12 protein-coding genes are annotated in these 13,582 nt (G+C 67.0%); 3 read left to right on the top strand and 9 right to left on the bottom strand.

The genetic code is table 11. From position 1 onward, the window contains the following. Positions 1-5: 5 nt before the first annotated feature. The 4 genes from DU478_RS08685 to DU478_RS08700 all read right to left on the bottom strand — a co-directional run bounded on the left by DU478_RS08685 (position 6) and on the right by DU478_RS08700 (position 4,129). A complete protein-coding gene (locus DU478_RS08685; RefSeq protein ID WP_114510564.1) occupies positions 6-2,480 on the bottom strand; it encodes an MlaD family protein in 2,475 nt (824 codons plus the stop codon). After that, positions 2,473-3,114 (bottom strand): paraquat-inducible protein A, encoded by a 642-nt coding sequence (locus DU478_RS08690; RefSeq protein ID WP_114510565.1) that lies wholly within the window; start codon positions 3,112-3,114, stop codon positions 2,473-2,475. The genes DU478_RS08685 and DU478_RS08690 overlap by 8 nt, the downstream gene beginning before the upstream one ends. Beyond that, the gene (locus DU478_RS08695; protein WP_407703154.1) at positions 3,084-3,737 is read right to left on the bottom strand and encodes a paraquat-inducible protein A; all 654 of its coding nucleotides are present in this window, start codon (positions 3,735-3,737) and stop codon (positions 3,084-3,086) included. Before DU478_RS08695 ends, DU478_RS08690 begins: the two co-directional genes overlap by 31 nt. Before the next feature lie 203 nt (positions 3,738-3,940). Beyond that, the gene (locus DU478_RS08700; RefSeq protein ID WP_114510567.1) at positions 3,941-4,129 is read right to left on the bottom strand and encodes a DUF3329 domain-containing protein; all 189 of its coding nucleotides are present in this window, start codon (positions 4,127-4,129) and stop codon (positions 3,941-3,943) included. Positions 4,130-4,213: 84 nt separating this feature from the next. On the opposite strand from DU478_RS08700, the gene DU478_RS08705 reads away from it, so the two are divergent. Continuing rightward, positions 4,214-5,551, top strand: a complete 1,338-nt coding sequence (locus DU478_RS08705) for a cytochrome-c peroxidase (protein WP_233501172.1) — start codon at positions 4,214-4,216, stop codon at positions 5,549-5,551. A 217-nt stretch (positions 5,552-5,768) separates the two neighbouring features. Here DU478_RS08705 and DU478_RS08710 read toward each other — a convergent pair whose 3' ends face one another. The 3 genes from DU478_RS08710 to xylF form a co-directional block, all read right to left on the bottom strand. Next, positions 5,769-6,557, bottom strand: coding sequence for an ATP-binding cassette domain-containing protein (locus DU478_RS08710; protein ID WP_114510569.1), 789 nt, complete (start codon positions 6,555-6,557; stop codon positions 5,769-5,771). Between the two features lie 4 nt (positions 6,558-6,561). Beyond that, positions 6,562-7,869: a sugar ABC transporter permease gene (locus DU478_RS08715; RefSeq protein ID WP_114510570.1), complete on the bottom strand. Its 1,308-nt coding sequence runs from the start codon at positions 7,867-7,869 to the stop codon at positions 6,562-6,564. 162 nt (positions 7,870-8,031) lie between these two features. Next, positions 8,032-9,030 carry a D-xylose ABC transporter substrate-binding protein gene (xylF, locus tag DU478_RS08720; protein WP_233501184.1) on the bottom strand — a complete coding sequence of 333 codons (999 nt, stop codon included), beginning with the start codon at positions 9,028-9,030 and terminating at the stop codon, positions 8,032-8,034. 227 nt (positions 9,031-9,257) lie between these two features. Between xylF and DU478_RS08725 the strand changes: the two genes are divergently transcribed. Then, positions 9,258-10,565 carry an ROK family protein gene (locus tag DU478_RS08725; RefSeq protein WP_114510572.1) on the top strand — a complete coding sequence of 436 codons (1,308 nt, stop codon included), beginning with the start codon at positions 9,258-9,260 and terminating at the stop codon, positions 10,563-10,565. Next, positions 10,562-12,058 carry a CRTAC1 family protein gene (locus DU478_RS08730; RefSeq protein WP_114510573.1) on the top strand — a complete coding sequence of 499 codons (1,497 nt, stop codon included), beginning with the start codon at positions 10,562-10,564 and terminating at the stop codon, positions 12,056-12,058. Before DU478_RS08725 ends, DU478_RS08730 begins: the two co-directional genes overlap by 4 nt. A 30-nt stretch (positions 12,059-12,088) precedes the next feature. Here DU478_RS08730 and DU478_RS08735 read toward each other — a convergent pair whose 3' ends face one another. After that, positions 12,089-12,568: an acyl-CoA thioesterase gene (locus tag DU478_RS08735; RefSeq protein ID WP_114510574.1), complete on the bottom strand. Its 480-nt coding sequence runs from the start codon at positions 12,566-12,568 to the stop codon at positions 12,089-12,091. A gap of 62 nt (positions 12,569-12,630) precedes the next feature. Continuing rightward, complete coding sequence (locus DU478_RS08740) at positions 12,631-13,512, bottom strand: amidohydrolase family protein (protein ID WP_114510575.1); 882 nt, start codon at positions 13,510-13,512, stop codon at positions 12,631-12,633. Positions 13,513-13,582 lie beyond the last annotated feature (70 nt).

A 13,582-nucleotide genomic window follows, 5' to 3' on the forward strand; every position in this document is an offset into this window, starting at 1 on the left:
GATGTTTACCGTCCAAGAAGCAGCGAATTGGGGTTGCGTTCGATGGTGCGTGCCAGCTTTTCGATGGCATCCGCCGCCGAGGTGACGCTGGTGATCGCGGCGCGGGTTTCGCGCGAGAAGCGCGAATCCTCGGCGAAATCGGCCAGCGTGGTGTTGGCCTGATCGGCCACCCGGCGCAGGTCACGCGCCAGCTGCGGCAGCACCGACGTGGCGTCGGCGATGGCATTGGCCGCATCGCGGGCCGAGGCCAGCGTGGCATTGGCATTGGCCACCAGGCCGCCGTTCTCCAGCTCTTCCAGCGTCGCCCGCAAGGAGGCCAGCGCCGCGTTCAGCTCTCCTGGCAGCGCCCGGGTGCTGTCCTGGTCGAGCACGTCACCGGCGGCGTTGAGCAGCTCGGTCGCGGAGTCCGCCAGTTCGTCGATCCGCGCCTCGCCGGCCTGGTCGAGGATGCCGCGCGCCTGGTTGACCAGTTCCGGCAGACCGTCCGCGGCCTGCGCCACGTCGTCCACGGCAGCCGTGATCTGCGTGACCACGTCCTGCGCCTCGAGCTCGGTCATCACGCGGTTGAGCGATGCGGCGGTTTCCTGCAGGCGCGACAGCAGCGCGTTGGCGCGTTCGGGCAGCGCCTGCACCTCTTCGTTCTCGGTGATGTCGCGCACCGACGCGAGGATGCCGCGCAGTTCCGCCGGAACCGCCTGAAGGTCCTCGCCCGCGAGCAGCGCATCGGCCTCGGTGACCAGCGACTCGGCGCTTTCCAGCAGCGACGACAGGTTGTCGGCCAGCTCGTCCAGTGGCACCTCTTGCGCTTGGGCCAGCACCGCGCGCACGTCTTCGACCAGCGCCGGAAGCGTGTCCACGGTGGTGCCCGCGCCCTCGATCACGCCGGTAAGCTTGGTAATGGTCTCCTGCTCCTCGATCTCCGAGGTCACGTTGTCCAGCGTCTGCGCGGTTTCCAGCAACGATTCGAACAGGTCGCCCACCTGCCCCGGGATGCCCTGCACGTCGTCGCTTTCGGCGACTTCGCGCACTGCCGCCAGCAGCGCCGTCAGTTCCCGCGGCGCGCGTTGCAGGTCTTCGGAGCCGATGAGACCCGAGGCGTTGTCGAGGAAGTCGATGACCGACTGCATCACCTCTTCGATCGGCAGGTCGCTGACGCGCTGCAGCGCGCCCTGCGCCGTGGCGCCGACGTCGGTCACGTCGGACGGACCGGTGGGAATCTGAGGCAACGGTTCCGCATCGAGGTCAAGCTCGGCCGGCTCCGCGTTCGGCAGCATTGCCAAGTCGATCTTGAGACCGCCGGTGAAAAGCGAGGCATTGGTCAGCCGCGCGCGCATGCCTTCTGCGATGCGGGTTTCGAGGTAGTCGAAAAGCTCTTCCTCGCCAGCGTCCTCGCCCAGCCCGATCCGGGTCGGGTTGAGCTGCACGGAGGCGATCAGCCGCACCTCGCTGTCGCCGAAGCGTTCTGGGTCGACGATGCCGTTGATGCTGCTCACCTCGCCCACGCGCAGGCCGCCCAGTTCCACGGCGGCGCCGGTCGACAGACCCGCGAGGTTCTCGTCGAAGATCATGATCATGTCGACGGTCTGGCCTTCGCCCGAGACAAGGAAATCGTCTCGCGCGGCATCTTCATCGGGGAAGAGGTCGAAGGTCATGCCGTCGGCCAGCCCTTCGCCGCCCGACCCGATGGTCTCGAAGGTGATGCCGCCTGAAATCAGCGAGGCAAGCGAGGTGAAATTGAGCCGCGCACCCGAGGCGCCCAGCGAGAAGCTGAAGCCCGAGATGTCCCAGAACCGGGTCGAGCTGGTAACATATTCGGTGTGCGGCTCGTAGATCACCGCCTCGGCGGTGACGCCGGTGCCGTCGGCATTGACCGTGCTCTGGCCGATGACGCCGACCTGCACGTTCTTGTAAAGGATCGGCGTGCCCTCGCCCGGCAGCCCCTCGGAGGACCGCAGGGTGAAAGACCGTCCTTCGGTGCCGGTGGACAGCAGCGGCGCCTTTTCCAGCCCGTCGAATTCGGTCTGCAGCGTCCCAGGCTGGTTGTCCCATGACCCCTGGATGTAGACCCCCGACAGCACCGTATCGAGCCCCGAGACCCCCTGCGCGCTGACCTGAGGGCGCACCACCCAGAACTGCGCGTCCTCGTTGATGTAGGGCGCCAGCGCCTTGTCGATGCGGATGCTCGCGATCACCTGGTTCAGGTCCGCGCTGAAGCTGACCTCTTCGACGCTGCCCACGGTAATGTCGCGGTAGCGCAGCTGCGTCTCGCCGCCGCGGATGCCCGCCGCCTCGTCGAAGGCCACTTCGATCACCGGGCCCTGGTCGGCATAGTTGCGCCAGGCGGCGAACAGCGCGATCGCCAGCGCGATCACCGGAACCGCCCAGACCAGGGTCGAGGAATCCCACAGCGACTTGCGCTTGGCGGTGATCGGCACGTCGCCGGGGCGGTCGCCGCCGCTGCTGGAGGGATGGTCAGCCAAGTGTAATTCCTTCTCGTTCTTGCCGGTCCCAGAAGAGACGGGTGTCGAAAGCCTGCGCCGACAGCATGGTAAAGATCACTGACAGCGCGAATGTCAAAGAGGCGGGCCCGGGGTGGATCGAGGCGACCACCGACAGTTGCACCAAAGCACTGAGGATGGCCACGACGAAAACGTCGATCATCGACCAGCGACCGATGAATTCGACCACTTCGTACATGTGCGTGCGGCGCTCGGCCGAGGTGTTCGACCCGCGTTTCACCGAAGTCGCGAGGTACGCGATGGCCAGAAACTTGCCGACGGGGATCAGCACGCTGGCGATGAGAATGATCGCCGCGATCCCGTAAGAGCCGTGTTTGGCGATCTCGACCGCGCCGCCGACGATGGTGCTTTGCGAGGACTCGAGCAGCGTGTCGGTCACCAGCATCGGATAAAGGTTGGCCGGGATATAGCAGATCAGGCCCGCGACCCAGAGCGCCCAGACCCGGTTCAGGCTGCCAAGGTCGCGCGATTGCAGCGTGCTGCCGCAGCGCGCGCATTCCTCGGTGCCCAAGGGCCAGACCCGGGCACAGCGCTGGCAGGTCACCAGCCCCGCCTCGCGCGCGGTCAGGAGTTCTGTGTTTCCAGGGATTTCCATACCGACCACGTGCAAAGATATCTGTCGTTGAAGATGACGATCACGACCAGCGCCGAGAACATCCAGAACGCGGGACCAAAGCCGATTGTGGCCAGGTCCGCCACCTTGACCAGCGCCACGGCGCAGCCGATCGCGAAAATTTCCGCCATCGCCCAGGGCTTGAGTTTCTGACTAAGCCGAAACGCCCGGCGTGCATGGGGAAAGGGCGTTTCATCCCGCACGATGGGCATCAGGACGTAAAGCACCAGCATCATGCGCAGCAGTGGGATGACCAGGATCATCGCCGCTACCGCCACCGACAACAGCGCCATCGGCCCGGACTGGAACGCGGTGGCGGAATCGAGAATGGACGCCTTGTTGCCGAAGCCCTGGACGGAAATGTCGAGGAACGGAAAGAACGTCGCAGCCACCAGCAGCACCAGCATGGCAAGCGTCAGCGCGATGATCTTGATCCCGGCCTTGCGCTTGGGCGCGATCAGCACCAAGTGGCAGCGCGCACAGACGGCGCGTTCGTTCCAGCCCGGGGTGCGCGCCCGGTAGAGCGCATCGCAATGCGGGCAGGCCATAAGCTCGGACAGATCCGATGCGCCGTATGGCAATGGCGTATGATCAAGGTCGGTCACGCGGCAACACACCCGATACACTGGCAAAACGAACCACGGACGCGCGCGATAGCACATCTCCACATGCACAGTGTACTAGCGGCTCTGTGGTGGATTGCAAGGTGAAGGCGAAATGCATCTTCACAATCTCGCCAGCCGCGCGGTTTGTCCGCATAGGGCCGGTCGGATCCGTTTCCGGTGCCGCCACACCTTCGGGGCGCGGTCTATTCCGGGTCGTCCGGCGTCTTGCGCAGGAAGAAGGCCCAGGCCGCCCAGGCGCCGAGGCCGCCAAAGACCAGCGCCCAGCCCGAATTGCCCTGAGACAATTCGAACAGCCCCCATCCCGCCGCCACCGCGACGATGACGATGCGGCGCCAGAGCGGCGCATAGAACGGGTCGTCCGGGTCGAGCATAGCAGTCCTCTCCAACATTCGCCGCAGATGGCGCATAGCGTTCTTGCGGCGTCCCCGGCGGCCTTATATCTTGGCCCCATGTCCATGTCGCCGCAACCCGTCCGCTGCCTGATCGCCCTCTCCTGCGCCCTTTTATCGACCGCGGGCGCGGCCCGGGCAGAGCTTGCCCTGCCCCCGGCCCCCACTGATGCCGACTACCGCGAGGTGAACCGCGCCGCGGCCGAGCTGGGGCAGCTTCTGTTCTACGATCCGATCCTTTCGGGCAACCGCGAAGTGTCCTGCGGCACCTGCCACCATCCGCGCTTCGGCACCGGTGACGGGCTGTCGCTGCCGCTGGGCGACGGCGGGCGCGGGCTGGGCCCCGACCGGGTGGCCGACCCGGAGAACCCGCCGGAACAGCGGGTGCCGCGCAACGCGCAGGGCCTCTTCAACCTCGGCGCGCATGAATTCACCGTGCTCTTTCACGACGGCCGGATCGAGGTCGACCCGGCCCGCCCCGGCGGATTGCGTACGCCGCTCGACACGGACATGGTCACTGGCTTCGACAGCCTGCTGTCGGCGCAGTCGATGTTTCCGGTGCTCAGCCCCGACGAGATGGCCGGGCACTACGCCGAGAACGAGATCGCCGCGGCGGTGCGCATGGGGCGCCTGACCGGACCGGGCGGCGGCTGGGACCTGATCGCGCGCCGTGTGGCGGAAATCCCGGCCTACGCAGAGGCATTTGCCGCCGTTTACGACGACATCGACACGCCCGAACAGATCGACTTTGCCGACGTGTCGAACGCGATCGCCAGCTTCATCGAGTTCGAATGGCGCTCGGACACCGCACCCTTCGACCTCTGGCGCCGCGGCGAAGCCGAGCTGTCTCCCGAGGCCGAGGCCGGGGCGCGGATCTTCTACGGCTGGTCGGGCTGTTCGGAGTGCCACGCCGGCACCTTCCAGACCGACCACGGTTTTCACGCCACCGGCGAGGTGCAGATCGGCCCCGGCAAGGCGCGGCGCTTCGAGGATCACGCCCGCGATCCGGGCCGGTTCGGCGTTACCGGCCATGCCGAGGACCTCTACGCCTTCCGCACGCCAAGCTTGCGCAACGTGGCGCTGACGGCCCCCTACGGCCATGCCGGGGCCTTTGCCGATCTCGAGGCCTATGTCGCGGCGCACAGTGGCACGACCCGGGCCTTCGACAGCTATGAGGTCGCCCGCGCTGTCCTGCCCGACCTGCCGGTCGACGACCTACGTATCCTCGCCAGCACCGAGGACCGCGCAGCGGTCGAGGCGGCGAGGGTCGACATGCGCCCCCTGTCGGGCGAGGAGTTGCGGCTGATCCTGGCGTTTCTCCACAGCCTCACCGACCCGGTGTCCGTCACCGGGCGGCTGGGCGTGCCTGAGAGCGTTCCGAGCGGGCTGGCGGTGCCGAAGTAGGGCTTGGATTGGACCTTCGTCTCGGGCGCGGAACAAGGCCGCTTGCGGCCGCCGCGCCATCGCCGGGCCGCCCCCCGGCACGGCGATTTGGCTGGGGTCCGCGCGGCGCTGACAGGTCGTCCGAATATGGCAACCATAAAGTGCCAAGGCGGCGATGTCGGATCGCCGCGCCGCGGCCCGTCGATGGCGCGGCGCGGTCAGAATGGCAGCGAGGCTTCTACGCCGCCTCGCGCTTGGGGTTCTTGCCCATGATGATCATCGACAGGATGTCGTCCTCGGTCACGTCCTCGACCCTCTCGGTGCCGACAAGCTGGCCGTTCTTCATAACCGAGACCCGGTCGCAGAGGTCCAGCATCTCGCGCGTGTCGTGGCTGATCAGGAAGATCCCCAGCCCCTGCGCCTTCAGCTCCTTGATCAGGTCCGCCACCATCGCGGTCTCGTGCACGCCCAAGGCCGCCGTGGGTTCGTCCATGATCAGGATGCGGGCGTTGAAATAGACCGCGCGGGCGATGGCGACCGACTGCCGCTGGCCGCCCGACAGCGCCGAGACCGGCACGTTGAACTTGCGGAAGTTCGGGTTGAGACGCGCCATGATCTTGCGCGTCTCCGCCTCCATCGCTGAATCGTCCACCAGCCCCAGAGCCGAGGTCAGCTCGCGCCCCAGGAAGAGGTTCGCGGCGGCGTCGAGATTGTCGGCCAGGGCCAGCGTCTGGTAGATCGTCTCGATCGAATTGCTGCGCGCATCGGCGGGCGAGCGGATCGTCACGGGTTTGCCGTCGATCAGGATCTGGCCCGAATCCGCCTGATAGGCGCCCGAGAGGATCTTGATCAGCGTCGACTTGCCGGCGCCGTTGTGGCCCAGCAGGCCCACGACCTCGCCCGGGAAGACGTCGATGCTGACGCCGTCGACGGCCTGGATGCCCCCGAACGAGATGCGGATGTCGCGCATCTCGACCAGCGGTGTGCCGCTGCGGTCGATAACGTCGGGTGTCTTTGCATCTGCCATGGTCTTACCCTCCCACGCGGCGGCGATAGATGATGTCGATGAGCACCGCGGCCACCAGGACCGAGCCCACCACGATGTTCTGAAGCGGCGCATCGACGCCGACCATCGCCATGCCCGACTGCAGCGACTGCATGATCAGCGCGCCAAGGATGGCGCCGTAGATCGTGCCGATCCCGCCCGCCAGCGCCGTGCCGCCGATTACCGCCGCGGCGATCACGCGCAATTCGTCCAGCGTGCCGATGTCGTTGGAATGGAACGTCAGCCGCGACGAGGCCACCAGCGCCGCGATGGCCACCAGCGCGCCCATCAGGGCAAAGACCTTGACCGTCAGCAGGCGGGTGTTGATGCCCGAGAGCTCTGCCGCGTCGGGGTTGCCGCCGGTGGCAAAGACGTAGCGCCCGAACCGGGTCTTGCGCGCCACCACGGTCATCACCACGGCCACCGCGATCAGCAGCAGCACCGAGATCGGCAGGCCATAGCTGGCGGTGTAGCCCGCGGGCACCTCGAGTCCCTCTGCCGCGAATTGCCGCTCCAGCACCCGCTCGGGAATCTGGTAGGAATTGAGGATGGCGATGAAACCCATGATCGCGACGACAAAGATCGCGCCCACGGCAAACTCGGCCCACATCGGTTTCACCGGGAAATCGTGACGCTTCTTCGCGCGCCGGGCCGACACCAGCGCCAGCACCGCCGCCACCGAGGCGACCAGACCGGCGATCCAGGACCAGGTGGCCCCGAGGGTGCCGTTGATCCCGCCGAACAGCTGGAAGGTCTCGTTGAGCGGCCCGATGGTCTGGCCGCTGGTCAGGTACCAGGCGACGTTGCGCCAGACCAGCAGACCGCCAAGGGTGACGATGAAGGCCGGGATGGTGAGGTAGCCCACGAGCCAGCCCTGGAAGGCTCCGATGATCGCGCCCGCGGCAATGCCCACGACGATGGCCACCCACGCCAGCGCCGGGCTGCCCAGCGGAATGCCCAGAAGGTCGATGGCCCAGCTGGTCTGCGTCATCGCCATGATCGCCGAACAGGTGGCCAGCAGCGATCCGACCGCAAGGTCGATGTGGCGGGTGACGATGATGAACACCATCCCCGTCGCCATGATCGCCACCGACACCGTCTGGATTGTCAGGTTGAACAGGTTGCGCGGCGTCAGGAACTGGCCGCCGGTCAGGATGTTGAACAGCACGCAGATCAGCAGGAACGCCCCGATCATGCCCAGAAGGCGCAGGTCGAGTTCAAGCTGGCTGAACAGGCTGCGCGACGCGCCGCCGCGGCCCGATGAGGCGCTTTTGTCCGAAGATGTGTCTGTCATTGGGAATGCTCCTGGCGGGGCTCCGGCGGGGCGGAGCAGGAATACGGCAGGCGTCACGGCGCTGTCTGCGCCGAAGGGATCGCCCGCGCCCGGTCGCGGGCGCGGGACTGTGAGGCAGACCTCAGGCGTCGCCGGTGGCGGCGGCCTGGGTCCCGCGCCCGATCAGTTGCAGGGGGCCGGACCGCCCGACACGCCCTGGCAGAGCTCTTCCTGGCTGATCCAGCCGGCGTCCACCACGACGCCCAGGTTGTCCTTGGTCACCGGAACCGGCTCCAGGAACTCGGCCCAGAGGGTCGTGCCCGCGGGCGAGGTCCACTCTTCGGCGCCTTCGATGCCGGACATCTCTGCCCCGCCGGCCAGCGCGATGGCGATTTCGCCCGCGTTCTGGCCAAGGTCGCGGCTGTCCTTCCAGACGCTGACGGTCTGGGTGCCCTGCGCCACACGGTTCAGCGCGGCAAAGTCCGCATCCTGGCCCGAGACCGGGATACCGTCGAGGCCCTGCGCGGTCAGCGCCGCAACGGCGCCGCCGGCGGTGCCGTCGTTGGAGGCGACGACCGCGTCGACCTCGTTGTTGTTCTGGGTCAGGATCTGCTCCATGTTGCGCTGCGCGTTGGCGGGCAGCCAGCCATCGGTATAGGCCTCGCCGACGATGGTGATGTCACCGGCGTCGATGGCGCTTTGCAGCACTTCCTGCTGACCGCCGCGCAGGAAGTCGGCGTTGGGATCGGTGGGCGAGCCCTTGATCATCACGTAGTTGCCGGTGGGCGCGGCTTCGAGCACGGCGCGGGCCTGCATCCGGCCAACCTCGATGTTGTCGAAGGTCAGGTAGAAGGCGCGGCTGTCCTCGATCAGGCGGTCATAGGCGATGACCGGAATGCCCGCGTCGGAGGCGGCCTGAACCGCGGGGATGATCGCCTGGGTGTCCTGCGCCAGGATGATGAGCGCGTCGACACCCTGCGCGATCAGCGATTCCACGTCCGACAGCTGCTTGGCCGAGGACGATTGCGCATCGGCGGAGACGTATTCGGCGCCGCCTTCTTCGAGTGCGGCCTGGATCGCGGCCTCGTCCGTCTTCCAGCGCTCTTCCTGGAAATTCGACCAGCTGACGCCGACGGTCAGATCCTGTGCAAAAACGGATGCGCCCGGGATGGCGAAGGCCATCGTCGTGGCGACGAGCAGTGTTCTCTTCTTCATTGTAGTCCTCCCAGTGGTGCCGCGGCAGTGACTGCCGGCCGCGACGGCTTCGTATGACGGCACCATGGCGAGATTAATTTCATCTGTCAAAATAATTCCTTTGCGAAGGCGTCTAATTTTCATACGCTTTAAAGAACAGCCATGCTGCAGCGCCGCATTTCGCGGCTTGGCGCGGCGGAACGGTCCGAATTTTTATGGTTAGCGAAATAACTACTGAGAAAACCACCGATCCTGACGATGCCGCAGCGCAGCGTCCCGGTTGCGGCCCCCGCCGCCCGATTCGCGGCAGCGAGGATCAGTGGGGCGTTCCGCTGCGCCAGCAGATCTTCGAATCGGTGCGCGCCGAAGGCACGCTGAGTCGGGTCGAGGTGGCGCGAATCCTGCGCGTCAGCCCAGGCTCGGTCACCGCCGCCACCACCGACCTGATCGGTGCGGGCTACCTTGAGGAAGTCGCCCTGCCCCGCGCCGTCGAAACCGTGTCGCGCGGCCGCCCGCCGGTGGCGCTGGCGGTCTGCCCGGGCGCGGTGCTGGTCGCCGGCATCAAGATGTCCGAAGTCGGCCATTCCGCGGTGCTGCACGATTTCGCCGGGGGCATGATCGCCGACGTCACCCTGCCCGGCCATCCCCGCCCGATGGAGACGCCCGAGACGCTTGAGACCATCGCGCATCTGCTGGACCGGGTGCTGGCCAAGGCCGGGCGCCACCGGTCCGAGGTGCAGGCGCTGGGTCTCGGGCTGCCGGGCTTTATCGACGGGGAAACCGGCACGGCGCTCTGGTCGTCACTGCTGGCCGAGCCGAACCTGGCGCTGGCCGACCGTGCCTCGCAGCACCTGGGCTTGCCTGTGAAGATCGACAACGATGCCAACCTGCTGACGCTGGCCGAACTGTGGTTCGGCGACGGGCGTGACATGTCGAATTTCGCCGTGGTCACCATCGAACACGGGGTCGGCATGGGGCTGGTGCTGAACAACCGGCTCTATCGCGGTGCGCGGGGGCTGGGCACCGAGCTCGGGCACACCAAGGTGCAGCTCGACGGCGCCCTCTGCCGCTGCGGTCAGCGCGGCTGCCTCGAGGCCTATGTCGCCGATTATGCGCTGGTCCGCGAAGCCTCGACCGCGCTCGACTGGGCGCCGGGCGGGCCAATGGACAGCAACGCGATGCTGACGCAGCTTTACGAGAACGCCAAGTCCGGGCACGCCGCCTCGCGGTCGATCTTTCGCCGCGCCGGACGGTACCTCGCGCTGGGGCTGGCGAACGTGGTCAATCTCTTCGATCCGGAACGCATCATCCTGTCGGGAGCGCGCATGGAATATGACTATCTCTATGCCGACGAGGTGCTGAGCGACTTGGCGCAAGCCGCGATCCGCGTCGACCGGCCCACGCCGCGCGTAGAAATCCACGCCTGGGGCGACATGATCTGGGCCCGGGGGGCAGCGGCGCTGGCGCTGTCGCATGTGACGGCCGAACGGCTGGGCACCCCCGGCGCGCTGGAGGATGCATGAGGGCGCTGGTCCCCTTGTTGCTGGCCACCGCACCGGCGCTGGCGGACCCGGCGTTCGAGCCGGTGGCCCTGCCGAGCGAGCATCTCTATTCCGGCGGTTGGGAGCATTTCGTCGGCGGCGGGGTGGCGATCTTCGATTGCAACGGCGACGCGCGGCCCGAGCTTTACGTCGCGGGCGGCACCGATCCGGCGCGGCTGTTTGTGAACCGCAGCACAGCCGGCGAAATCACCTTCGCGAGCGCGGAGATCGGCCCGCTCACCGCGGTCACCGGCGCTTATCCCCTCGACCTCGACGGCGACGGGATGCAGGACCTGATGGTGCTGCGCAACGGCCCGAACGTGCTGCTGCGGGGCCTGGGCGACTGCCGCTTCGAGGACGCCACCGACCGCTTCGGCCTGCCGCAGGACGATCGCTGGACCACCGCCTTTTCCGCCACCTGGGAGGCGCAGGGCAGCCTGCCGACGCTGGCCTTCGGCAATTACGTCGACCAGACCGATCCGAACGGCCCTTTCGGCACCTGCGACCGCAACTTTCTACTGCGCCCCGAGGGCGACCGCTACGGCGCGCCGGTCCCGCTCGATCCCGGCTATTGCGCGCTGTCGATGCTGTTCTCAGACTGGCAGCGCAGCGGCACGCCGATGCTGCGGGTGTCGAACGACCGGCACTATTACATCCGCGAGGGCCGCGAACAGATGTGGCTGCTGGACCCGCTGCGCGAACTGACGCCCGACGAGGGCTGGCCCGAGCAGCAGTTGTGGGGCATGGGCATTGCCAGCCGCGACATCACCGGCGACGGGCGGCCCGAGGTGATGCTGACCTCGATGGGCGACCAGATCCTGATGGCCAATACCGGCGACGGCTTCGCCGCCATGCCCTACGAGACCGGCGCCACGGCGCACCGGCCCCATACCGGCGATGACGGCCGTGCCTCGACCGGATGGCACGCGGAATTCGGCGACGTCGACAACGACGGGCGCGCGGACCTGTTTATCGCCAAGGGCAATGTCGACCAGATGCCCGACATGGCGATGCAGGACCCCAACAACCTGCTCATGCAGCAGTCCGACGGAACCTTTGCCGAGGCCGCGTCCACCGCCGGTGTCGCCTCGCCCCACCGGTCGCGTGGCGCGGGGCTGGCCGATCTCGACGGCGACGGACGGCTCGATCTCGTGGTCGTCAACCGGCGCGCGCCGCTCGAGGTCTGGCGCAACGTCACGCCCGGCACCGGCGGCTGGCTGACGGTCGCCTTGTCGCAACCCGGTGCGAACCGCGATGCCGTGGGTGCGGTGGTGGAGCTGCGCACGGACGCGGGACCCCAAAGCCAGGAGGTGACGGTCGGCGGCGGGCACGTCAGCGGCCAGTCCGGGCCGCTGCATTTCGGCCTTGGCGCCGCGGCAGAGGCGGAGCTGCGGGTGATCTGGCCGGACGGCACGACGGAGGACTGGCAACCGGTGCAGGCGGATCAGAAGGTCAGGGTCGACCGCGACGACTGACGCACGCGGCATTCGCCGGCTAAGCGGCGGTCAGTATTCGCCTTCGGCGGCCTTGCGCATTTCTTCCTCGAATTCGCGGCGCAGCCGGCGGCGGACGCTGGCGGCATGGTGGCGCTTGCGTTCGAGATCGTTCTCGACCCTCAGCGTCGGCACTTCGACGGGTCTGCCGTCGGCATCCATGGCGATCATGGTGAAATAGCACGAATTGGTGTGGCGTCGGACGCCGGTGCGGATCTCCTCGGCCTCGACCCTTATGCCGACCTCCATCGAGGTGCGCCCGGCGTGGTTGATGCTGGCGCGAAAGGTCACCAGTTCGCCCACGTTGATCGGCTCCTTGAACACCACCTGGTCGACGGAAATCGTCACAGCGTAGCGTTGCGAAAACCGCGAGGCGCAGGAAAACGCCACCCGGTCCAGCAGGTTTAGCAGTGCGCCGCCATGCACCTTGCCGCTGAAATTCGCCATGTCCGGCGTCATCAGCACCGTCATCTCGAGCTTTCTGGAATCCATCCGCCTGTCCTGTCACCGCGTCCGGCCGATCATAGACGGGGCACCCCGGCGCGCAACGCGGATCAGGCGACCCCGAGCAGCCGCATGGCGTTTTCCTTGAGGATCAGCGGGCGGACCTCGTCCTTGAAGGGCGCGGCCTCGAAATCCTGCAGCCAGCGGTCGGGGGTGATCGCCGGCCAGTCCGAGCCGAAGAGCATCTTCTTCTTCAGCAGGGAATTGGCGTATTTGATGAAGATCTCGGGAAAGTATTTCGGCGACCAGCCGGACATGTCGAAATAGACGTTGGGCTTGTGCTGCGCCACCGCCAACCCCTCTTCGGTCCAGGGAAAGCTGGGATGCGCCAGCACGATGGGCATGTCCGGGAAATCGACCGCGACATCGTCGAGGTGCATCGGGTTGGAGTATTTGAGCCGCATCCCCATGCCGCCGCGCATCCCCGAGCCGACCCCGGTCTGGCCGGTGTGAAAGAGCGTGATCGCCCCCTCCTCGGCGATGGCCTCGTAGAGCGTGTAGGCGCTGCGGTCGTTGGGAAAGAAGCCCTGCATCGTCGGGTGGAACTTGAAGCCGCGCACGCCGAAGTCGCGCACCAGCCGCCGCGCCTCGCGCGCGCCTGCCTTGCCCTTGGCCGGGTCGATGCTGGCGAAGGGGATCAGGATGTCCTCATTCTCGGCGCAGACCTGCGCCACTTCCTCGTTGGAATAGCGGCGAAAGCCGGTTTCCCGTTCGGCATCGACCGGAAAGATCACCGCGGCGATGTTGCGTTCGCGGTAGTAGCGCGCGGTGTCGGCCACGGTGGGCAGCATGCCGTCGACCCCGGCGGGGTTCTTGAAATAGGCCGCCAGCCCCTCCTGAAACTCGGTGTAGCCATCGTCGCGCGGGCCGCAGCAGGGCTCTTCGGCGTGGGTGTGGAAATCGATGGCGCGAACGGCGGAGAAATCGACCATGCCGGCGGCTCCTTCTGGCGGGTCTGTTCGCGTTGATCGTTAACACGCAAAACCGCTATGCTCTATAACA

The sequence above is a fragment of the Thalassococcus profundi genome (assembly GCF_003344785.1).
GTDB classification, from domain to species: domain Bacteria; phylum Pseudomonadota; class Alphaproteobacteria; order Rhodobacterales; family Rhodobacteraceae; genus Puniceibacterium; species Puniceibacterium profundi.